General features: G+C 35.5%; 20 protein-coding genes. 5 read left to right on the top strand and 15 right to left on the bottom strand.

Going from position 1 to position 22,142, the window contains the following annotated elements; translation table 11 throughout:
• Window positions 1-210 precede the first annotated feature (210 nt).
• Together GMB29_RS07310 and GMB29_RS07305 are read right to left on the bottom strand one after the other, a co-directional pair.
• Window positions 211-1,308, bottom strand: a complete 1,098-nt coding sequence (locus GMB29_RS07310) for an amidohydrolase (protein ID WP_136357591.1) — start codon at window positions 1,306-1,308, stop codon at window positions 211-213.
• Window positions 1,309-1,672: 364 nt separating this feature from the next.
• A complete protein-coding gene (locus GMB29_RS07305; RefSeq protein ID WP_136357589.1) occupies window positions 1,673-1,873 on the bottom strand; it encodes a cold-shock protein in 201 nt (66 codons plus the stop codon).
• Window positions 1,874-2,092: 219 nt separating this feature from the next.
• Between GMB29_RS07305 and GMB29_RS07300 the strand changes: the two genes are divergently transcribed.
• Entirely contained in the window at window positions 2,093-2,884 is a 792-nt protein-coding gene (locus GMB29_RS07300) for a Cof-type HAD-IIB family hydrolase (protein WP_136357587.1), read from the top strand.
• A gap of 259 nt (window positions 2,885-3,143) precedes the next feature.
• On the opposite strand, the gene GMB29_RS07295 is transcribed toward GMB29_RS07300, so the two are convergent.
• The 3 genes from GMB29_RS07295 to galU form a co-directional block, all read right to left on the bottom strand.
• On the bottom strand, window positions 3,144-4,139 hold the full coding sequence (locus tag GMB29_RS07295) for an NAD-dependent epimerase/dehydratase family protein (RefSeq protein WP_136357584.1): 996 nt from the start codon (window positions 4,137-4,139) through the stop codon (window positions 3,144-3,146).
• A gap of 93 nt (window positions 4,140-4,232) precedes the next feature.
• Complete coding sequence (locus tag GMB29_RS07290) at window positions 4,233-5,540, bottom strand: UDP-glucose dehydrogenase family protein (protein WP_136357582.1); 1,308 nt, start codon at window positions 5,538-5,540, stop codon at window positions 4,233-4,235.
• A gap of 149 nt (window positions 5,541-5,689) precedes the next feature.
• A complete protein-coding gene (gene galU / locus GMB29_RS07285; RefSeq protein ID WP_136357580.1) occupies window positions 5,690-6,577 on the bottom strand; it encodes a UTP--glucose-1-phosphate uridylyltransferase GalU in 888 nt (295 codons plus the stop codon).
• Window positions 6,578-7,069: 492 nt separating this feature from the next.
• Between galU and GMB29_RS07280 the strand changes: the two genes are divergently transcribed.
• Together GMB29_RS07280 and GMB29_RS07275 are read left to right on the top strand one after the other, a co-directional pair.
• Entirely contained in the window at window positions 7,070-8,167 is a 1,098-nt protein-coding gene (locus GMB29_RS07280; protein ID WP_136357578.1) for a CotS family spore coat protein, read from the top strand.
• Between the two features lie 2 nt (window positions 8,168-8,169).
• Complete coding sequence (locus GMB29_RS07275; protein WP_227551570.1) at window positions 8,170-9,606, top strand: glycosyltransferase family 4 protein; 1,437 nt, start codon at window positions 8,170-8,172, stop codon at window positions 9,604-9,606.
• A 160-nt stretch (window positions 9,607-9,766) separates the two neighbouring features.
• Here GMB29_RS07275 and GMB29_RS26925 read toward each other — a convergent pair whose 3' ends face one another.
• The 5 genes from GMB29_RS26925 to GMB29_RS07250 form a co-directional block, all read right to left on the bottom strand.
• Complete coding sequence (locus tag GMB29_RS26925; protein WP_196305232.1) at window positions 9,767-10,570, bottom strand: hypothetical protein; 804 nt, start codon at window positions 10,568-10,570, stop codon at window positions 9,767-9,769.
• A 257-nt stretch (window positions 10,571-10,827) separates the two neighbouring features.
• The gene (locus tag GMB29_RS07265; RefSeq protein ID WP_136358956.1) at window positions 10,828-12,063 is read right to left on the bottom strand and encodes a PucR family transcriptional regulator; all 1,236 of its coding nucleotides are present in this window, start codon (window positions 12,061-12,063) and stop codon (window positions 10,828-10,830) included.
• Window positions 12,064-12,187: 124 nt separating this feature from the next.
• Window positions 12,188-12,523, bottom strand: a complete 336-nt coding sequence (locus tag GMB29_RS07260) for a TetR/AcrR family transcriptional regulator (RefSeq protein WP_168733987.1) — start codon at window positions 12,521-12,523, stop codon at window positions 12,188-12,190.
• Window positions 12,524-12,606: 83 nt separating this feature from the next.
• Window positions 12,607-13,179, bottom strand: a complete 573-nt coding sequence (locus tag GMB29_RS07255; protein WP_136358960.1) for a thioredoxin family protein — start codon at window positions 13,177-13,179, stop codon at window positions 12,607-12,609.
• 287 nt (window positions 13,180-13,466) lie between these two features.
• Window positions 13,467-14,099, bottom strand: coding sequence for an NAD(P)-dependent oxidoreductase (locus tag GMB29_RS07250; RefSeq protein WP_136358962.1), 633 nt, complete (start codon window positions 14,097-14,099; stop codon window positions 13,467-13,469).
• A 206-nt stretch (window positions 14,100-14,305) separates the two neighbouring features.
• On the opposite strand from GMB29_RS07250, the gene GMB29_RS07245 reads away from it, so the two are divergent.
• Window positions 14,306-14,752, top strand: a complete 447-nt coding sequence (locus tag GMB29_RS07245; protein ID WP_136358964.1) for an Rrf2 family transcriptional regulator — start codon at window positions 14,306-14,308, stop codon at window positions 14,750-14,752.
• Window positions 14,753-14,919: 167 nt separating this feature from the next.
• Window positions 14,920-15,141: a hypothetical protein gene (locus tag GMB29_RS07240; RefSeq protein WP_136358966.1), complete on the top strand. Its 222-nt coding sequence runs from the start codon at window positions 14,920-14,922 to the stop codon at window positions 15,139-15,141.
• Between the two features lie 88 nt (window positions 15,142-15,229).
• On the opposite strand, the gene putP is transcribed toward GMB29_RS07240, so the two are convergent.
• The 5 genes from putP to arfA all read right to left on the bottom strand — a co-directional run bounded on the left by putP (window position 15,230) and on the right by arfA (window position 22,098).
• Entirely contained in the window at window positions 15,230-16,693 is a 1,464-nt protein-coding gene (putP, locus tag GMB29_RS07235; RefSeq protein ID WP_136358968.1) for a sodium/proline symporter PutP, read from the bottom strand.
• 313 nt (window positions 16,694-17,006) lie between these two features.
• Window positions 17,007-18,554 carry an L-glutamate gamma-semialdehyde dehydrogenase gene (gene pruA / locus GMB29_RS07230; protein ID WP_136358970.1) on the bottom strand — a complete coding sequence of 516 codons (1,548 nt, stop codon included), beginning with the start codon at window positions 18,552-18,554 and terminating at the stop codon, window positions 17,007-17,009.
• 23 nt (window positions 18,555-18,577) lie between these two features.
• The gene (locus GMB29_RS07225; RefSeq protein ID WP_136358972.1) at window positions 18,578-19,495 is read right to left on the bottom strand and encodes a proline dehydrogenase family protein; all 918 of its coding nucleotides are present in this window, start codon (window positions 19,493-19,495) and stop codon (window positions 18,578-18,580) included.
• Window positions 19,496-19,768: 273 nt separating this feature from the next.
• Window positions 19,769-20,458 carry a YesL family protein gene (locus tag GMB29_RS07220; protein WP_136358974.1) on the bottom strand — a complete coding sequence of 230 codons (690 nt, stop codon included), beginning with the start codon at window positions 20,456-20,458 and terminating at the stop codon, window positions 19,769-19,771.
• Window positions 20,459-20,580: 122 nt separating this feature from the next.
• Window positions 20,581-22,098, bottom strand: a complete 1,518-nt coding sequence (gene arfA / locus GMB29_RS07215; protein ID WP_136358976.1) for an arabinosylfuranosidase ArfA — start codon at window positions 22,096-22,098, stop codon at window positions 20,581-20,583.
• Window positions 22,099-22,142 lie beyond the last annotated feature (44 nt).

Below are 22,142 nucleotides of genomic sequence, written 5' to 3'. Positions count from 1 at the left end.
TTGTAAACTAATTAACAATAGAAGAATATCATCAATAGGTTCATTTCGTCAATATATAAAACAGCTTTCAATAGAGAGAAAAACTATTAAAAATTAGACCCTTTAAACCCTGGCTTGTTCTGGTCTCAGGTAAATAGCCGCACAGCTATAAGGACGTTCCTTCCTTACAATTCTGAGCAGCTAAACCGGAGCACTACCAAAAGTTACTATTTAAGCTTTCATTAATGTTTCTGCTAATACACGTGAACCAATATTAAGGGCAGCTCTATTAAACATCATCTTTGGATGGTGCAATCCAGGAGTTAGGTCCGCTCCAACTCCAATCATGGATGCTTTCACTTCAGGATGTTTAACCGTATAAAAATGAAAATCATCGCTTCCAGAGGTAATAACTGGCTGTGCAACAGCGTGATCACCAATGATTTGACGTATCGCTTTTTCAGCTATTGCCTCTGATTCAGCTGATACTTCTGCACCGGGTGTAAAATCATTCCATTTCCAATCAATGTCTACATTGTAAAGATGTTTTAAGGAAGTTATCCCTTCATCTATTTTTTCTTTTAACATATTTAAAACTTCATTGCACTGGGCACGTACATCCATTGCGAACTCCGCCTTACCTGGAATGATATTTACACTCTCGCCGCCTGTGATAATTTTTGTCAGCTTAGCAGAATGTGGTTCGAAAGGTGATACATAGATGGATTTTATGTATTGATGTAATGCAACAATGACGTCGATGGCATTTTTTCCTTGATGTGGCCTTGCACCATGTGCGTCTATCCCATTAATTTCACCTTCCATAAAAATCCCAGCTCCATGATGAATGGAAGGTGAAATTTTTCCAAATGGCAATTCATCGACTGGACGAAGATGAATGCCAAATAAATGTGTAACACCCTGGAGTGCCCCTCTCTCAATCATGGCAATCGAACCATTGCCTTTTTCCTCAGCAGGTTGAAAGATAAAGCGAATTTTCTTATTTAATTGCTGATTTTGTAAATATAGCAAAGCCCCAAGAACCATGGAAATGTTCGCATCATGGCCACATGAATGATTTGCTTGCCAAGTGCCATCTACCTCCTGCCATAGAGCATCAATATCAGCACGGACGGCAATCACTTCATCCCCTACCCCTATTTCGGCAATGAGACCTGTTACGTCTGAAAATCTGCGATAGTGTACTCCAAGATCATCTAAAATCTCCGCAATTTTATCGGTCGTTTTAAATTCTTTCCAACTAACTTCCGGATGTGTATGAAAATGATTAAACCAATCTAAAATATGTTTTTCGATGTTTTGTGACACTGACGACACTCCATTTCATCATTCACTAAAAGAATAAGACAACATGCTTAATAAGCAGTTATATTTGTACAACCTTAATCATCTTTGTCTATAAAAAATAGGATAGAAAGCGGTAAAAGGGTAAAAGCATTCATTTCAATCCAAAGTAGTAAATGTTCTTTTGAATAAGACTCCAATAAAGGGATATACTTTAACTATACCTTTTTCAAGACATGTTTTACAGACGGATTCTCCAAGAGGGCTAACTTATTTTCATATAAGTCGGTCCTTCTTTTTATTTGTTGAAATATTTAAAAACCAAACAAAAACAGCCCATTAAAAAATGGACTGCTTGTTTGTATGGTTTATATTTGGTTCTATTGGTTTATATTTTTTGAACGTTAGCTGCTTGTGGGCCTCTGTTACCTTGTTCGATATCAAAAGTAACTTCTTGGCCTTCATCTAAGCTTTTGTAACCTTCACCTTGAATAGAAGAGAAATGTACGAAAACGTCTTCTCCACCTTCTACTTCAATAAATCCAAAACCTTTTTCTGAATTAAACCATTTTACTTTTCCTTGTGCCATTAACTATTTCCTCCTAAATCAAAACACGTTTGATGATTCATTTCGATATTATTATTCCCGAGAAAAAGAATATTAAACCAAAAATGTATAAAAATATTTTTTTCCTAAGATTTTATTGTGTATGAATGAAGCTTGAAGGGATTTTCACAAATAAGCGATGATATGGTAAAATTTATGTAAGTATTGTCCAAATAAAAAATAAATGTGCGGGAGTAGATGATGACAGCTTACAAAGTTTTATTTTTAGACATTGATGGAACCATTTTAAAGCCTGATGACACAATTGAGGGTTCAACGAAGCATGCAATTGCAGAGGTAAAGAAAAAGGGACTTGAGGTTTTCCTTGCTACTGGCAGACCACTACACGAAATCGCTCATATCGCTAATGAACTTACTATTGACTCCTTTATTGGTTATAACGGTGCATATGCTATACATAAAGGAAAAGATATTTTTAAGTCGCCAATGAATGAAAAAACAGTAAGGAATTTCGTGGATATTGCAAAAAAGAATGATCATGAGCTCGTTTTATACACTCATGAGAAAAATATCTTTTCTGATTTGAATAGTTCGATTGTAAAAGAGTTTATTGAAGCTTTTCATATTAAACAAAATGAACCATTCTCGTCAGATGCTCTTCAGCAAATACTTGGAATTACGCTAATGAATTTAAGCGAAAATGAGCCAGCTCTATATGAGCAAGAGGAGCCAAGTATCCACTTATCACAAGTAAATGTTGATGGATTACGTCATGCATATGATGTCATTAGAGATAATGTTAATAAAGGAATTGCTGTTCAGCATATCATTGAACTCCTTGATCTTCCGAGAAGTTCATCCATTGCATTTGGTGACGGGATGAATGATAAAGAAATGCTGAGCTTTGTTGGAGAAGGCTTTGCAATGGGAAATGCACATCCAGACCTGTTTCAGTATGCAAAGCATACAACAACAAAAGTGACAGAGTCTGGTATTTATAATGGATTAAAATCAATTGGTCTGATTGATTAGTTTCGTGTTAAAACAAAGTTACATACTATGGTTATCACTAAGCAGTGCAATTCACTTTTTGCACTGTTTTTTTAGTTCATGTCAATCTCAATGATTGTTACAAAACTATAAATTCCATTTATGTCCCTTTGCAAATCAGGATGCCAATTTTATTGTTTGTGTATAGCATTTCTACGAAATTTGATGAAACACGAATGACAAATATCAAACTAAGTAATCATGCCCCATCAGGATATGGGGCTTATTTTATTCCAAGAAATTAAGAAATTTTATAGTATTGTTTAAACCATTTCACAAACTGAGGAATTCCTTCGTCGATTGTTACGAGGGGTTTGTAGGAAATATCCTTTATTAACTCATCAATATCTGCATATGTCTCCAACACATCTCCTGGCTGTCTTGGTAAAAACGTCTTAGTTGCTTGCTTACCTATTTCTTTTTCTAGTATTTGAATAAAATCGGTTAATTCTACAGGTTGATTATTTCCGATGTTATAGATTTTATGAGGTACGGCTTGATCTGCTAGGGGCCCTTTCTTCATTAAACGATATATCGATTCAATGACATCATCTATATAAGTGAAATCTCGTTTCATCTTCCCATAATTGTAAATTTCAATTGGCTGTTGATTGCAAATTGCGTTTGCAAAGGTAAATAAGGCCATGTCAGGTCTGCCCCATGGGCCATATACAGTGAAAAATCTTAGTCCTGTTGCAGGAAGTTTATATAAATGACTATACGTATAAGCCAATAGTTCATTAGACTTTTTTGTAGCAGCGTATAAACTAATTGGATTGTCAACCCGATCATTTACTGAAAACGGAATTTGCTTATTATCACCATAAACAGAACTTGATGAGGCATATAACAGATGGTTGATGTGATAGGTTTTACAGCATTCTAATATATTTGTAAAACCAACAAGGTTTGACTGAATATACATATGTGGATTTATAAGGCTGTATCTTACTCCAGCTTGTGCTGCCAGGTTAACAACTGTTACTAGATTGTATTGCTCAAAAAGACTTTCTAATAATTCTAGATTTTCGAGAGAGCCTTTTACAAAGCTAAATTGAGGATGACGCTTTAAGATACTTAATCGATCTAGTTTTAATTGAGGATCATAATAACCGTTCAAATTATCTAAACCTAGCACATAATAGCCTTCATCTAACAATCTTTTAGCTAAATGAAAGCCTATAAAACCAGCACAACCAGTTATAAATATATATTCAGGAGTTTGATGTTGATGCAAGGTTGAACCCCCTTCCTACCATGGTATTGTCTTGATGTGAGGATAACCTGATTTTAGATTAAAATCAGAGGAAACTAGGGAAAACGTGTGGAATTAGTTCGAAGGCAAGCCAACTCCAAAATATGAGTAGCCTAATTTCACCATTCTAGAAGCATTTAGAGCATTTCTTCCATCGAATAAAAACGGTTGATTCATGCTGTTTTTCGCAGCCTTCCAATCTATCTCAATAATGTCTTTCCATTCTGTTACAAGTATAATCGCATCTGCTCCTTGTAAAGCTTCAAAAGGTGTTGAAGTATAGGTTATTGATGGAAATATTTTTTTTACATGTTCTATCCCTTTTGGATCATAAGCTGAAATAACAGCTTGATTTTTAATGAGGAAATCGATGATTTTAATCGAGGAGGCTTCTCTTATATCATCAGTATCCGGTTTGAAAGTAAGCCCTAGAATAGCAATTCGTTTTCCTGAAAGATCACCAAGTGTATTTTTCACCTTTTGCATAAACCATTCTGCTTGTGTGTCATTTATATGTGTTACTGCTTCAAGAATGTGCAAAGGAATTTTCTCTTGTAAAGATAAGGCTTTCAAAGCTTTCACATCTTTAGGAAAACAGGATCCCCCATATCCAATTCCGGCATGAAGGAATTGCGGGCCAATTCGGCTATCCAATCCCATTCCTTTCGCTACATTCGTTATATCAACACCCATTTTTTCGCAAAGTCTAGCTAATTCATTGATAAAAGAAATCTTCGTTGCTAAAAATGTATTTGAGGCATACTTAATCATTTCCGCATCTTTTACAGACGTAATCAATAGTTGGGCGTTTACCTCTTTATACAAATCTTTCATTTCTTTTTCTGCCTTCTTGCTATTACACCCAATGACAATTCTTTCAGGGTATCGTGCATCATGTAATGCTTTTCCTTCACGTAAAAATTCAGGGTTTGAAACGACATCGAATGGTATCTGTTTATTTCTATTTGCTAATTCTTCATTTATAATGTCCTTTACTTTATCACCTGTACCGATCGGGACGGTGCTTTTGATCACAATGATTTTATGATCATTCATATGTTGTCCGATCGTCCTTGCAACTTCCTCGACATATGAAATGTCTGCTACTCCATCGTCTAATGAAGGAGTACCGACCGTAATAAACAACAGATCACTTTGATTAATGGCACTATTAACATTTTCTGTAAATGATATATTTCCTTTCGTAATGAGCACTTTTAATAAATCCTCTATTCCTTCTTCATAAAAGGGGAGAATAGACTGTTGTAACTTTTCGATTTTTTTTAGGTCATGATCAACCACAATAACCTTATGACCATATTCAGCAAAGGCAACACTTGTTGTCGTTCCCACATAACCGGCACCGATCACTGCAATGTTCATTCAAGACACCTCAATTCTCTTCATATCTCTTGTTTGAAAAACAGTTTCTTATAGATTATGGCAGCAAAAGGGGAAATGACACGGAAATGATCTAATATCCTAATCTTTCTTCGTGTCTCTTCTAAATATCACAATCCCTGCCCTTTTCACTATTCATTTAAATCGTTAATCGCGATCACCTCTTTTAAATAGCGAATGACCTCATCACGCAAATCCTGACGCTGTAAGGCAAAATCGATTGTTGCCTGAATAAAACCCATTTTATTTCCTATGTCATATCGCTGGCCGTGAAACTGATAGGCATAAACAGCTTGAGTCTGATTCATTTTATTGATAGCATCCGTTAATTGAATTTCACCACTCTTGTCTGGTGGTAAGTCTTTTAAGATATCAAAGATTTCAGGTCTCAATACATACCTGCCCATGATCGCAAAACGGGAAGGAGCATCCTCCTTCTTCGGTTTTTCTACTAATGCTTCAATATTGATGACATTTTTATCAATTTCGCTTCCTTTTGGCTTGATGATTCCATATTTTGAAACATCATCCTCCAAAACTTGTTGGACGGCAACAATGGAAGAATGATAACGATTAAACACCTCAATTAATTGTTTTAAACAAGGTTTATTAGATTTGACAATGTCATCCCCCAGTAAAACAGCAAATGGTTCATTTCCAATAAAACTTCTCGCACAATAGATGGCATGACCAAGTCCCTTAGGTTCTTTTTGTCTTATATAATGAATATTTGCTAAGCTGGATATTTTTTGAACTTCTTCAAATAATAGTTGTTTGTTTTTTTTTAAAAGAGCATCCTCCAACTCGTATGATTGATCAAAATGATCTTCAATCGAACGCTTGCCGCGGCCGCTTATGATTATAATATCTTCAATTCCTGAAGCAACAGCTTCTTCAACAATATATTGAATCGTCGGTTTATCAACGATAGGAAGCATTTCTTTCGGCAATGCTTTTGTTGCAGGTAAAAATCTCGTACCTAGCCCTGCAGCTGGAATAATCGCTTTACGTATCCTCATCCTAACCCCTCCTTTTTTTATACCTTCAGGTGACGAGAGCTTTCTATATACTTATGGAAGAAACACCAATTGTGTATATGGGATTCGTTTAAAATAAGGAATTTTTTTTAACTATTACATCTTTGTCCCTAATGTAAACATACAACTAATACATAGCAGTTTAGGTAAGCTGTCCTATACAATATTTTTATTTTTACATAGGTTAATAAAAAGTATGATTACTCCAGAGGTGTCGATCTACCACAATCAAGGATATGTAAGTCACAAAAACTTCCCCATATAATATTAACTACTTGGGCAACAAGTGATGTAACTATTTAATCGATTTAATTAATAGTTACCCCCCCCCGTCTCTGTTGCGGTATCCCATTTGATGACTATTTGTGCATAACTTGGTGTCTCTATATCATTAAAACAAGTGGGAAAACATGATGAATTTGTCGCGACCTGCCTGGCGGAACATACTTTAATAAGTTCATAGGAGGGGTTTTTATGGAGAAGATCTTAATTGTGCCATGGGAAGAAGATGAATTAACGTATGAATTTTTTGTTCCTGAGTACATTGAACAAATTGCACAAAATGTACTTGAATACTACGATTTCTCCGTACAGAGCATTAAAGTCGTTACGACAAAACCAGATAAAGGCGGCTCCATTTGGAAGTTAGAAACAAGTGCAGGTCCTAAAAGTTTAAAACTTTTACACAGAAGGCCTACTAGAAGTATGTTCAGCCTTGGAGCACAAGAATATTTAGTCAATGTTAAGGAAGCACGCGTACCTCCAATTATCAAAACGAAAGATGGCAGCAATTATGTTGAAGCAGGCGGGAAATTATGGTTTGTCGCAGAGTGGATTGAACCATTAACACCTGTAACAAAAGATTTGGAAGGCGCTAAACATCTTTGCCATGCACTCGGGGAATTTCATCAATTAAGCAAAGGATATGTACCCCCGTCCCAATCTGAAGTTGCCTCAAGATTATATAAATGGCCAAAGAGCTACCAAAAAGTCATCACGAAAATGGATTGGTTTCGAAACATTGCCAATGCATATAATGAATTGCCTGCAAGTTCTCATTTATTGAGTGTAGTAGATGGTTTTGAAGAACAAGCAAAAAGGAGCTTAGAAAGATTAAATCAATCAAGCTATTTGGAGTTAGTTCAACACGGCAATGAATATTGGGGATTGGTGCATCAAGATTATGGCTGGTCAAATGGGCAAATGGGAGCTAATGGGATGTGGATTATTGACCTTGACGGTGTTGCGTATGATCTCCCGATTCGCGATTTGACAAAACTGATCACCGGCACTATGGCAGATTTATATAGATGGGATGCCACTTGGGTAAGAGAGATGATTAAGGCCTATCACGAGGCAAATCCAATTTCATCAAAGCTATATGACATCATCATGATCGAGTTATCTCTTCCAAATGATTTTTACAAAAATATTAAAGAAGTCGTATATGATCCAGAAATATTTCTAAATGATCCAACTACCATATCAATGATTCAAACAATAGTTGATACAGATCAGACAAAATGGCCAGTATTAGAAGAAATAAAAGACGATTGGAAGGGAGTTGAATAAACATGAAGATACTAATGATTTGTACAGAAAAGCTACCTGTTCCGCCAGTACTAGGAGGTGCTATTCAAACCTATATTGCCGGCAGTTTACCCTATTTAAGTAAAGTTCATGATATTACGATACTCGGAATAAACGATCCTTCACTCCCTGATCAAGAAACAATTAATGGCACACATTATGTTCGTGTAACAGGTAAAATATTCGAAGTTTATCGAGAAGAGGTGGTTCGCTACCTGCAAACAAATCAATTCGATCTAATCCATATCTTTAATCGCCCCCGCCTCGTCCTACCTGTTCGCCAAGCAGCACCACATGCAAAAATCACCTTAAGTATGCATAATGACATGTTTAATCCGGAGAAAATCGCCCCTGAAGAAGCAACAGCTGCCTTAAATGAAGTCACAAACATTGTTACCGTCAGCAATTATATAGGGAATGTCATCAAAGAATTATATCCGCAGGCATCATCAAAGGTTCAAACTATTTATTCTGGTGTTGATACGAATCGATTCTTACCAGGCAGTCATCCTAAAATGCAAAAAATCCGCAATGAAATTCGTGCAGCAAATGGTTTAGTAAACAAAACGGTCATCTTATTTGCAGGGAGACTGTCAAATAACAAAGGTGTAGATCGGCTTGTTCGAGCATTACCTGAGCTTTCAAGAAAATTTAAAGATTTAGCATTAGTCATTGTCGGCAGTAAATGGTTTAGTCAAAATGATGTCACAGATTATGTCGCATACGTAAGAGCATTGGCAAATAAACTACCTATACCCGTAGTGACGACAGGCTTTGTCGCACCAAGTGAAATCCAAAATTGGTTTGCAGCTGCTGATTTATTTGTATGTACATCAATTTGGCAAGAACCGCTTGCACGTGTCCACTATGAAGCAATGGCAGCCGGTCTTCCGATTGTTACAACCGCAAGAGGCGGAAATCCAGAAGTCATTCGAATCCGAGAAAATGGCCTTATCGTTGAGAATCCAGAAGATCCCGCAGCTTTCAGAGAAAAGATATCAGAAATTCTTTCAGACAGATCACTAATGAAAAGAATGGGAAAACGCGGAAGAGAACTCGCCCAAACATTATACGAATGGGATCGGGTCGGGGCTGATATACTTGCTGTGTGGAAAAAATCATTTGAAGCGAAAGAAACTGTTGTAACTCAATATGAATTTGTTCCTGAGATGAATAACTCTGTCATTACTGATGAAGTCATAACACCTCCAAATGAAGTGGCCACTCCAACAAGCGAAATGGAAACTATCCCACTTGCCATTCCTGAAGAAAGTCATGATGATCAGAAAAATGTAGTTAATATCGACAAAAATGACAAGAAGAAAGAAATGCTTAGAGTCGTGCTTAAAGCGTGGGTCAAACATTCTGCAAAAGCAAACTTTGAAACTTTACTCAAAGAAACGAGCAGAAAATCATCTTAGTCCCTAGCTTTTAATTGGTAGTTTTCATTGAAGGAATGAATAACAATAACCCTGATTGGATTACCGCATAATTGTGTTGCAATAGATAAAACACCTTTTCAAATCCTTGAAAAGGTGTTTTGATTAAACGATTATGTTTCTGTGTACAGCACGATCAAATCTATTCAGGTTGAAGTTTGGCAATTACTGCATGGATAATTTCCCTTCTAAGTTCCTCAAGGTCAACTTCTGCATATTCATTTTCGTTTGATTCATTCATTACGACATCTTGAATCATATCTTCCGATTTCTCTATTTCTTGAACATGTAGTTGTTCGTCATCTTCGTCTTCTTCATCTTCTTCGTCTTCTTCATCTTCTTCATCTTCTTCGTCATCTTCGTCATCTTCGTCATCTTCGTTATCTTCATCTTCTTCGTCTTCTTCGTCTTCTTCGTCATCTTCGTCATCTTCGTCTTCTTCGTCTTCTTCGTCATCTTCGTCTTCTTCGTCTTCTTCGTCATCTTCGTCTTCTTCTTCGTCTTCTTCGTCTTCTTCGTCTTCTTCGTCTTCTTCGTCTTCTTCGTCTTCTTCGTCTTCTTCGTCTTCTTCGTCTTCTTCGTCTTCTTCGTCTTCTTCGTCTTCTTCTTCGTCTTCTTCGTCTTCTTCGTCTTCTTCGTCTTCTTCGTCTTCTTCGTCTTCTTCGTCTTCTTCGTCTTCTTCGTCTTCTTCGTCTTCTTCGTCTTCTTCGTCTTCTTCGTCTTCTTCGTCTTCTTCGTCTTCTTCGTCTTCTTCGTCTTCTTCGTCTTCTTCGTCTTCTTCGTCTTCTTCGTCTTCTTCGTCTTCTTCGTCTTCAAAAACTAATCCACTGCCGTACATGAAATCATGTTTCTCCATAACGTCTTCACCGTCTTCTTCTAATGATTCTCTTAATGCATCTTCTTGATTATCGATTTCATAGTTTTCTAAACTTAATTCACTTTTCATTTTTACTCCTCCTAGATCTATAAAACAATAGTTTGAATCAATGTATTTTTCATTACGACCCATTTTTGGGATACAGTCCATAATTTAAATACTTTGTAATAATTTATGAAGGATGAAAATAAATGGTACGGTACAGCTTAACCAACTTAAATATGAACAAGTTCGATTTCAGCTTTAGCCTCATATGATAACGTTTTGTAAAAAACAATAGGACCTCCATATACCACTGTATATGGAGGTCCTATCACTTATCGTTGTCAACTGTTTCCCTTCAGTAGCATCAAATCAAGGAAGAGCTGACATTTTTGATTAAAGTCTGAAAAATCAATGGACGTTAAATCTGTTATTTGTTTAATTCGATAATTTAATGTGTTTGGGTGAATAAACATTTGCTCAGCTGTCGGCTTTAACTTACAGTTGTTCATTAAATAATATTCAAGTGTTTTGAGCAATTCTGTTTGACTTTCTTGATCCTTTGCTTTAAGAATTTGGATATTTTGATTTAAATAATTTCGTTTCCTATTTTTTTCTTTTATTACGTCAAGATAATGTAAGATTCCCAATCTATTATATTCATATGGAACATTCTCTTGGGTACCAAGTTTTTCAGCAATCTCGATCACTTCAAGTGCTTCTTCATAGCTTGCATGCAGAGAGCATAATTGTTGATATTCATTACCTACACCTATAAAAATATTCGAGTATCGTTTCACATCAAAATTCGTTAATAGATTTTCAACGATTTGTAATGAAGCGGCTACAGGCGAATAGTTAAGAGAATAACAGCCAACAATTATAACAATAATCGACTGATTAATTAAGACATGACTCGTATTATCTTTTAAATTGAGATATGATCTAATCGTTTCCTTTAACTCCTCAACAAGATCCTCTTCGGCATTTATTGCATCTACTACCATCACATTATATATAGAAGGTAGAATGATGTTCAAATTAGTTGCCTCACGCCTTAACTCTTTTTCACTTTTAAATTCATTATTAATGGCTTTACGAAAGAAGATCTCTCTACACTCTTCTTTTTCCTGCTTCCGTTTATTTTTTTGATTAATAATCTTTCCAACATGAAAAGAAACATCATATAAAAAGTTCATTTCTTCATCAGTTAGCTGGTTATCCAATTCTTGCACCCAAATATATCCCATTATGGAATCCTTATATTTAGCGCTTACAACAACTCGTTGATTCAAACCGATTTCTTCCATTTTATCGATACGAAACGGTGTTGGAATTGTTTTAAGTTGATCAATGATCCCAGTCTCAACGAATTTTTCGAAAATATTTAATGGGCATTTTTTTGCAAATATTGTTTGTTGATTTGCAGTATCATAATGATTCACATAATAGGAATTGTAAGCTAGTAGAAAAAAATGATCACTTTCAAGAATAACCGGTTTTTTTAATACATTACTAATATGATCGATGATATCATTTATATCTGCTAAAGAGAAAATTCTGTCTAGCAATTCATTCATACAATTTCCCCTTACTAGTTTTTATCTTTATAATACTTTGCAAAAGGCTGATTGTATAGATGAATTGTTAGGAAATCTTACAAGAAAATGATAAATTGATAGCCTACAATAAAGGCATCTTTTTTCAGGAAATTAAAAAGGCGTTGATAGCTTCTCGCCATCCACGCCTGACCCTCATATCTATTTTCCACATTAGGAAATCAAATTGCCTTTTAAATCCTTTTATCGTATCAATTTGTTTTAACTCTAAAAGAAATTCATTCATCTCAAAGACTAGGAATGATGAAATTAACTCATCTTTATTTTCGTAATATTTATACAATGTCCCTCTTGCTACATTTAATTTGTCAGCTAATAAACTAAACGTAAAACCATCATAGCCTAATTCGATGAGGGAATGTTTTGTTGTTTGAAAAAGCTCTTTCGCCTGAAAACTTACGCTCTCTTGCCATTTGCTCACCTCACTACATATTTATTATAAATGATAAACCCTATAATGAAAATGTAGTGGCGGTGAACTTCTCAATGCATCATTTTATCTTCTTATTTATGATGAAGATCATTTCCTTTTAAAAGAGTAATCATACTATAAGAAATATGTTCCCAAATTGATTCATCATTTAAATAAGATTCGCGGAATTTTTTAAACATTTCGGATTGCTTATCTTTGAAATTAGGCGAATCAGCTGCTGGTAGCTTAGCTCTTTCAAGATCAACCATGTTTTGAATTTTTTGCGCTCTCGGTCCCCATACTGCTTGTTCATTCCCATTTTGATCAATAAAAATAAAGATTGGAATTGAACGTGATGTACCGTTTGTTAAATATTGATCCATCAGTTCAAGGTTTTGATCTCTAAGTAAAAAACGAACTTCCATATTTGCAGCCTCTGCAACCTTCATTAAAATTGGATTATTGACAAGAGCATCACCACACCAATCTTCTGTTAAAACAATCACTCTCAGCTGCTTATCTTGAATCTTTTCTAAAAATGCATCATCATCTTCATTTAAAGTAAATCTGTTATAGATTGACAGCATATCATCCTTATTCACATTCATTTGATCCGTATATTGCTCATATGTAAGTCCTTTTAAAAACCAATCATTTAGACTCATTGGATTCACCCCTTTATTAATATTGTATTTCTATTCTATTTAAAATATCAAAAATCCTTTCCATCATCTAGAAATATGCCTCTGTACACCTTGAAAAAGTGAGAAAAAACATACGAAGTGATATTTACAGGATAGGATATTAGCTACATATCAAAGCATATTGTCCAAAATGACGATCATATAGACCCGTCACATTTTTCCGTAATAAACGATTCTTTCATTAAAAAAAGGCTGGGGAATCAATTCCCAGCCTTAATACTTTTCAGGGCATGAACAAGGCGCTTTACTTATTTTGAAGCAACCGTAAATCGTTCATTTTTATGTTTTGGATGTTCAATTTCATCCAATACTGCAATAGCAAAGTCAGCATAGCTGATATAGCTTTCCCCTTTTGCGTTTACAAGTAGGTGATCTTTCCCTGCTTGATAAGCTCCGGTTCTTTCTCCTTCAGAATCAAATAGGGCAGATGGGCTAATAAATGTCCATGAAATATCAGTTGTTTCCTGTAATTCTTGAAGGTTTCTTCCTTGTCCTGATGCTGTTGGTTTAAACATCTCAGGAAAATCAGGTGTGTCCATTACTCTTACCGTTTTAGCCTCATCAACATATAAACTTCCTGCACCACCTACGACGATTACTCTTGTATCAGTACCTTTGAGTGCTTCAATAAGTGCATGGCCGGCGTCAACATGTGCTTGTTCTTCTCCTAATGGCGCACCAAATGCATTGACAACTACATCAAACGGCTTTACATCTTCTGAAGTTAAATGAAAAATATCTTTTTCTAAAACAGTTGCATTTTTATCTGTAAGTTTAGCTGCGTCTCTAACGACAGCTGTTACTTGATGTCCTCTTTCAACAGCCTCTTTTAAGATTAGGCTTCCTGCTTTTCCAGTTGCTCCAATGATTCCAATATTCATACTCTATACCTCCAGAAATTTTATTTTATTAAGTTGTAACTAATTTGATTACATGTAATAATATAAGTTACAGGTTGCGTATTTGTCAACTACTATTTTGTAACATCATCTTAATTTTAAGATTCTTATCACATGTCATCACTTGTATTAAAGGTTTCTTACTTTATAATAAATAAATAGATTGAAGATAAAGGAAGGCGAATATTATGTCCATCAGTAGTCGATTTGCTGTGGGAATTCATATATTATCTCTATTAGAAATAAACAAGAATGGTGTTAATACATCAGAATTTATGGCAGACAGTGTCAATACAAATCCTGTTGTGATCAGGAAAATTACCGGAATGCTAAAAAGTGCAGGATTGGTAAAGGTAAAACCTGGAGTTGCAGGAGCGGAACTTGCTAAACCGCTATCAGATATATCTTTATTAGATGTTTACAAAGCAGTGAATGTTGTGAAAGATAATGAACTTTTCGGTGTTCATGAAAAGCCAAATCCAAATTGCCCAGTCGGCAGAAATATTCAAAGTACAATTGAACCACTGTTTTCTATTGCACAACTTGCCTTAGAAAAATCATTAGAAAATGTGACGATTGAAGATGTTGTAAAGGATTTGACTGAAAAGGAAAAAGTAACTAACAAGGAATCATAATTTACCTTTCCAATTTTTTCATATGAGGATTCTAGTTTATTCCTTTATTTGATAAGATATAAGTATACTCGATCACAAACATACTTCTAGGTCCCTTTCATTTAGCGAATTTAAAAAGTAGCTATAAACATTTACATTTACCTGAAAAATAACGAGGAGGAACCGTTTTGACCGGATTAGTTGCCGTTGTTATGACATTTTCTATTCCAATCATCGCTATCCTTACACACCATTTTCAAAGACAGTCGAAAACAAAACATAAGATGATCAAAGACGAATTAGAATTGGAAAAACTAAAACATGAAAACTATTTAATAGAAACTGAAAAGTTGAGACTTGAACTCCAACAAAAACTAGTTAACCCAGCGGATGAAAGAAAGATCCTTTGAACTCATACCAAGCTTTGGCCTTCATCTGCGTTTGAGCCTCAAAAAAAATCCCCCTTATACAGGGGGATTTCTTCTATTAATTATAAAGTTACATTGATTTTGTAAACTCATTAAAATCATCATTTACTTGTACAGAAGGTTTTGCTGTTACTAAGCTGACAATGTAAACAGCTAATAAGCTTGCAGCAAAACCTGGTACCATTTCGTATAATACATCTGATAATCCTAATTTAGACCAGACAATCACGGTTGTTGCACCAAAAATCATTCCCGCAAGTGCACCCCATTTTGTCATTCTTCTCCAATATAAGCTTAAAAGGATGACTGGTCCAAATGAAGCACCAAATCCAGCCCAGGCATAACTTACAAGACCTAAAATCGTGTTATTTTGCGTCCATGCCAGGCATAGGGCTAAAATTGATACGACTAATACTGATAAACGTCCCATCAAAACAAGCTCTTTATCTGATGCTGAGCGGCGGAAAAACGTTTTATATAAGTCTTCCGTTAATGAACTTGACGTAACGAGTAACTGTGAAGAAATCGTACTCATAACTGCTGCTAAAATCGCAGAAATTAAAAATCCGGTAATAATTGGGTGAAATAATATATTCCCTAATTCAATAAAGATCGTCTCAGGATCACTAATTGTCATGCCTTCTTTAGAATAGTAAGCAATGCCAAGAAATCCTGTTAACATGGCACCAATAGTAGAAAAGATCATCCAGCTCATCCCAATTCGACGCGCCTTTTTGATTTCTTTAACAGATGTGATGGCCATAAAGCGGACAATGATATGCGGTTGTCCGAAATAACCTAATCCCCAGGCAAATAATGAAATAATGCCAAGAACGCTTGTCCCTTTAAAAATATCTAGTAAATCAAGATCAACTGAACGAATTTCAGCTAGTGCCGTACTAGGACTGCCAATATGGAAAATAGCAACAAGTGGTACTAAAATAAGAGCAACAATCATAATAATTCCTTGAACAAAATCAGTCCAACTTACTGCTAAGAATCCACCAAATAATGTGTATGCTACTACAACTCCGGTAATGATCCATAACCCGGTATGGTAATCAAGATTTAAAATACTATTAAATAATACCCCGCCTGATACCATTCCAGATGATACATAAAAGGTGAAAAAGATAATGATGATGATTCCAGAAAATAAACGAAGGATCATCGTTGTGTCCTTAAAGCGATTTTCTAAATAGGCTGGAATCGTAATAGAGTCATTTGCCTTTTCAGTAAATGTACGTAAACGAGGTGCAACATAAAGCCAGTTAGCCCATGCCCCTAAAGTTAAACCGATCACGATCCATGATGCTGATAAACCTGTCGCATACATTGCACCAGGCAACCCCATCATCAACCACCCGCTCATATCTGATGCACCGGCACTTAACGCTGTTACTGCTGGACCAAGATTTCGCCCGCCAAGCATATAATCTGATAGATTAGATGTCTTCTTGTACGCATAATAGCCAATCAAGAGCATCCCAATCATATAAACACAAATCGATAGTATAAGCTGTATATTAACCATCAAATTCCCCCCATCAACTTTGTATCTTTTTATTTATGAGAACTTCTTAATAAGGAGTTCTCTGTATCCCCATCATTAACAAATTTAACTTGTCGTGCTTTCACACAGTTTCCCCAACATTCAGATAACTCGGAATCTATGAATCCATTTGATTAAATAAGCCAAAATATTTTATTAATATACTATAAATATTTATCAATGGAAAGAAAAATATTTTTACGATTTAAAAAAAATTTTAACAAGTGCGTGTTTAAGAAAAACTTGGCTTTTCGCATCCATTCCTTTCGAAAAGCCAAGCACTTTTTATAACTGATTAAAGCATTTCACTAATTGTTTTTGCTTGCATATGAAGAGCTAAGTAATCTGGACCACCGGCTTTTGAATCCGTTCCAGACATTTTGAAGCCGCCAAATGGGTGGTATCCAACAATTGCTCCTGTACAATTTCTATTGAAGTATAAATTTCCAACATGGAATTCTTGTTTTGCTCGTTCAATATGCTGTCTATTTCTCGTAATCACAGCACCTGTTAAGCCATATTCTGTATTATTTGCAATTTCAAGAGCCTCATCGAAATTCGCAGCCTTTGCAAAGGCAACAACTGGACCAAAGATTTCTTCCTGCATAATTCTTGCATTCGGATCGAGATCAGCAAAGATTGTCGGCTCAATAAAATATCCTTTCGAATCGTCGCCTTTTCCTCCAGTCATTAGGCGGCCTTCTTCACTGCCAATACGGATATAATCCATGATTTTATCGTAAGAACCTTGATCAATAACCGGTCCCATATATGTATCGGCATTTTCAGGATTTCCAACGATTTTTTGTTCTGTGATTTCAACAACACGTTGAAGAACTTGATCATACACATCAGCATGTACAACTGCACGTGAACCTGCTGAGCATTTTTGGCCAGAAAAACCAAAAGCAGACGCGAAAATAGATTGGGCAGCCAGCTCAATATCACAATCTTTATCAACGACAACAGTATCCTTACCACCCATCTCAGCAATCACTCGTTTTAAATGGGTTTGACCAGGCTGAACCTTTGCAGCACGCTCAAAAATACGGATACCAACTTCTCTCGAACCTGTAAATGTAATAATGCTTGTTTTAGGATGATCAACTAAATAATCCCCAACCTCAGCACCGCTTCCTGGAACAAAGTTTACAACACCTTTTGGCAAGCCAGCTTCCTCTAATACTTCTACAAATAATGCCGCAATGACCGGCGTAGCACTTGCTGGTTTCAGAACAACTGTGTTACCACTTACGATCGGTGCAACTGTTGTACCGGCCATGATCGCAAATAAGAAATTCCAAGGCGGGATAACAACTGTCACACCTGTTGACGTATAAATGTATTTGTTGATTTCCCCTTCACGGCTATTAACAGGTTTACCTTTTGCTAATTCAATCATTTGACGAGCATAATACTCCATGAAGTCAATCGCTTCAGCTGTATCTGCATCAGCTTCATTCCATGGTTTCCCAGCTTCTTTCACTAATAGAGCAGAAAATTCGTGTTTTTTACGACGAACAATGGCAGCAGCTCTAAAAAGAATGTTTGCACGTTCTTCGGGGTTCCAATATCTCCATTCTTTGAATGCTTCAGCAGCAGCTTCTACTGCCATTGATGCATGTTCTTTTTTTGCTTTCGAAACTTTTCCAACAACCTCTTCTTTATTTGCCGGGTTATAAGAAATAATTTTGTCTTCTGTTGAGATTCTTTCTCCATTAATAACAAGTGGATATTCTTTTCCCATTATTTGATTCACATTTGCCAGTGCTTCTTCAAATGCAGTGCGGTTCTCTTCTCTCGTAAAATCAGTAAATGGTTCGTGTTTGTATGGTGTTGTCATGTCAATCGACTCCTTTTATCTATTTATTTTTTTGTCATTCCTTTTAGTGCAAACGCAATATTTGCTGGACGCTCTGCAAGCCGTCTCATAAAATACCCATACCAATCATTTCCATACGGTACATAGACACGCATTTTATAACCATCTTTAACTAATTTTTTTTGCGTTGCCGTCCTCATACCATATAACATTTGAAATTCAAATTGATTTGGTAGAATATTGTGATCTTTAGCTAATTGTTTCGTATACTCAATCATTGCATCATCATGTGTCGCAATCGCTGTATAAATTCCGCTAAGCAACTGAGTTTTAATAAGCTTTTTATAATTTTCATCTACATCTGCTTTATCGGGAAATGCTACATTTGGAGATTCTTTATAAGCACCTTTTACAAGACGTAAAAATGGTTTAAATTGATTTAACTCATTTAAATCGTTTTCAGTTCGATATAAATAGGCTTGTAAAACAGTGCTAATATATGTGTAGCGTTGTTTAAAGTCTTTAAAAATATCAAGTGTTTTTTGACAGCGTACTTCATCTTCCATATCAATCGTAACCATGATTTTTAACTTTTCCGCTGTATCTAAAATTCGAGTCATATTTTCATAGACAAGCTTTTCATCAATATCCAAACCTAGTGAGGTCATTTTTACTGAAACTTGAGAATCCAGGCCCTCAGCAGCAATCATTTCAATCGTTTTAATACACTCTTCTGTTCGTTCTTTTGCAACTGAAGTGCTTGTTACAAACTCTCCTAAATGATCAACAGTAACAGATAACCCTTCCTCGTTTAACTCTTTAATGAATTTAATAGAGCTGGGAAAATTTAAACCGCCAACAATTTTACCTGCGGCAATATTCCCTCCCCAATTCTGGGCTGCGCGATTTAACGCTTTATTTTTTGATAGATATAAGAAAAAATCTCTTGTAATAACCTGCACTGTAAACACCCCCGTATGATCAAACCTAGTAAATTTTTTTTATCGTTTTCTTAATAATAATTTTACATTTGTGAACAATTTGTAACAATGTATGAGAAATACAAAGATTCTGATAAAAGATTGTGTAAAAAATACAATTGAATATGTAAATTCAAAAATGCACACGATCATGTCAGTTCCAACTAATTTTTATAAAACTTTACTACTCATTTTCAGCAACAAAAAACGGATTCTCAAAAAAAAAGAATCCGCCTTCTTCATCATTTATTATTTTTATACTCGTTCTTTTAACTTCTCCACAAGTTTTAATTTTTGCTGATAGCCTTTAAGAGTGACAAAACTTATCAGTGTCCCTATAAAAAATGGGATGAACCCTGTAAAAACAAAGAAGCTAATATAAATAATCGTTGCATTTATAACAAATATACAGAGATTGTAAACGGGGTTAATAATCGAAAGAAGAAATGAATTTTTAATAAGTGCAAAGATTTTCAAATCAGTATGAACAGAAGTGGCAAAATAGTAAATGGTGAAATTGAATAAAAAGAATGACGCAATAAGAAAGAAACCACCTATAAATAGATTAACGTTGGAAAAATAATAAATATCAATCCCTACGATCAACCAGATGATTGTAAAGATGATGCCACTTTTTAAACTCTTTGCATAATTTTGTTTATAACTTTTCCAATATGTTTGAAAAAGCGGGACATCTGCATCACCAAAAATCCAATGATGAACAACACCAAACATAGCTGTCGTTGCCGGGAAAAAGAAAAAAGGGGCAAGCATTGCAATGATTAATAGATTCGTAAAAACGGCAGATGCGTTATCAGCAAAAAACACGGGGAGGGTGACGAAAACAACGGGTAAAGAAAATAAAACCCAAAGTACATTAATAACAGCAAATCGCATAATCCATTCTAATAAACGGGTAATCCCTTCCATAAAAGATGTAGCCAACGTAGTTTCTCTCCTTTACATTTACAATTTGACTTTATTGAATATATCATGCCTATTTTTCAAAAAATAGCTGCCGGACGATTCCGACAGCTATTCTTTATTGGCTACTATTATATCAATAATTAGGAGTTTTTTAACCCTAAACGAATAACATTCCAAGAATGTTTTGATAATGGAGCTACAACACTTCCAGCTTCAAGAACCGCTTTCCCTTTGTTATGCGGAGCGACTGCTTGTGATTCCAGAGTATTCACTGCCTTTAAATTTTCATTTTCTAATACAATATGTTCAATAATTTGGTAATCTGAGAAGCTGCGAACATCACATTCTAATGTAAGGCTGTCTTCAAGACTGCGGTTTAAAGCAAAGATTGTTAGTTCTTCCTTTTCTGGATTATGAACGGCAATTGAGTCTAAATAAGGTACATCTGTAAACTCTTTTGAATCATATTTTGGCGAAGAAATAACTGGTTGTAAAGCAATACCGCGTCCATATAATGATACGTGTTGGTATGGATAGAAAATAGTTTGTTTCCAAGCACCGCCATTATTATTTGTCATAATTGGTGCAATTACATTTACTAATTGTGCCATACATGCCATTTTGACACGATCTGCATGTTTTAGCATCGTCATCAGCATGCTTCCTACTAATAGAGCATCCTCAAAATTATAAATATCTTCTAATTGTGGTGGAGCAATCGACCATGGTTCAATTTGTTTATCTGCTTCATTCGAATGGAACCAAACATTCCATTCATCAAAACTTAAATTCATTGTTTTCTTACTGCGTTTTTTCGCTTTAATATAATCACATGTTGAAATAATTGTCTTAATGAAATGATCCATATCCAATGAATAGGCTAAATAACTTGCTGTATCATCATTCCGATTTCCGTAATATTGATGTAATGAAATATAATCTGCTGCTTCATACGTATGTTCTAAAGTTGTTGCTTCCCATTGCGGGAATGTTGGCATAGAGGTATTTGAGCTGCCACATGCTACAAGTTCAATCGTTGGATCAACCCATTTCATTGCTTTTGCCGTTTCAACCGCAAGACGGCCATATTCTTCAGCTGTTTTATGTCCAATTTGCCATGGACCATCCATCTCATTCCCTAGACACCATGTTTTAATTTTATGCGGTTCTTTATAGCCATGCTGCTTTCTTAAGTCACTCCAATATGTACCACCTGGATGATTACAATATTCTAGCAGATTTCTTGCTGCATCAATGCCTCTCGTACCTAAATTGATAGCCATCATGACTTCAGAATTCACTTTTTTCGCCCAATCTACAAATTCATTCGTTCCGATTTCATTTGTTTCGATTGTTTTCCACGCTAACTCTAAACGTCTTGGACGTTCAGCTCTTGGCCCTACACCATCTTCCCAATTATAGCCTGATACCATATTTCCGCCAGGATAGCGAATAATCGGCACGTTTAGTTCTTTTACTAACTCAATCACATCTTTACGGAAGCCATTTTCATCTGCAAGCGGATGATCTGGTTCATAAACTCCGCCATAAACCGCTCTACCTAAATGCTCAATAAACGAACCGTATATTCTAGAATCTACTTCAGAAATTGCAAAATCTTTGTCTACAACCATTTTCGCTTTAAGTGTATTTGTCATTTTTTTATCCCCTATCATTCTTGTAAATTAGTCTTTTACATTTT

The sequence above is a fragment of the Metabacillus sediminilitoris genome (assembly GCF_009720625.1).
GTDB lineage: Bacteria > Bacillota > Bacilli > Bacillales > Bacillaceae > Metabacillus > Metabacillus sediminilitoris.
The sequence above is the reverse complement of the archived record's forward strand: the minus strand, read 5'-3'. Positions and strand labels throughout refer to the sequence as shown.

Excerpts from the sequence above, each read along its gene's own strand:
- GMB29_RS07300 (WP_136357587.1), top strand. The coding sequence starts at position 2,093 with ATGACAGCTTACAAAGTTTTATTTTTAGACATTGATGGAACCATTTTA.
- GMB29_RS07250 (WP_136358962.1), bottom strand. The coding sequence starts at position 14,099 with ATGAATATTGGAATCATTGGAGCAACTGGAAAAGCAGGAAGCCTAATC.
- GMB29_RS07290 (WP_136357582.1), bottom strand. The coding sequence starts at position 5,540 with ATGAACATTGCAGTGATCGGTGCCGGTTATGTGGGAACGACAACAAGT.
- GMB29_RS07275 (WP_227551570.1), top strand. The coding sequence starts at position 8,170 with ATGAAGATACTAATGATTTGTACAGAAAAGCTACCTGTTCCGCCAGTA.
- GMB29_RS07280 (WP_136357578.1), top strand. The coding sequence starts at position 7,070 with ATGGAGAAGATCTTAATTGTGCCATGGGAAGAAGATGAATTAACGTAT.
- pruA (WP_136358970.1), bottom strand. The coding sequence starts at position 18,554 with ATGACAACACCATACAAACACGAACCATTTACTGATTTTACGAGAGAA.
- GMB29_RS07305 (WP_136357589.1), bottom strand. The coding sequence starts at position 1,873 with ATGGCACAAGGAAAAGTAAAATGGTTTAATTCAGAAAAAGGTTTTGGA.
- GMB29_RS07245 (WP_136358964.1), top strand. The coding sequence starts at position 14,306 with ATGTCCATCAGTAGTCGATTTGCTGTGGGAATTCATATATTATCTCTA.
- arfA (WP_136358976.1), bottom strand. The coding sequence starts at position 22,098 with ATGACAAATACACTTAAAGCGAAAATGGTTGTAGACAAAGATTTTGCA.
- GMB29_RS26925 (WP_196305232.1), bottom strand. The coding sequence starts at position 10,570 with ATGAAAAGTGAATTAAGTTTAGAAAACTATGAAATCGATAATCAAGAA.
- GMB29_RS07255 (WP_136358960.1), bottom strand. The coding sequence starts at position 13,179 with ATGAGTCTAAATGATTGGTTTTTAAAAGGACTTACATATGAGCAATAT.
- GMB29_RS07265 (WP_136358956.1), bottom strand. The coding sequence starts at position 12,063 with ATGAATGAATTGCTAGACAGAATTTTCTCTTTAGCAGATATAAATGAT.
- galU (WP_136357580.1), bottom strand. The coding sequence starts at position 6,577 with ATGAGGATACGTAAAGCGATTATTCCAGCTGCAGGGCTAGGTACGAGA.
- putP (WP_136358968.1), bottom strand. The coding sequence starts at position 16,693 with ATGGTTAATATACAGCTTATACTATCGATTTGTGTTTATATGATTGGG.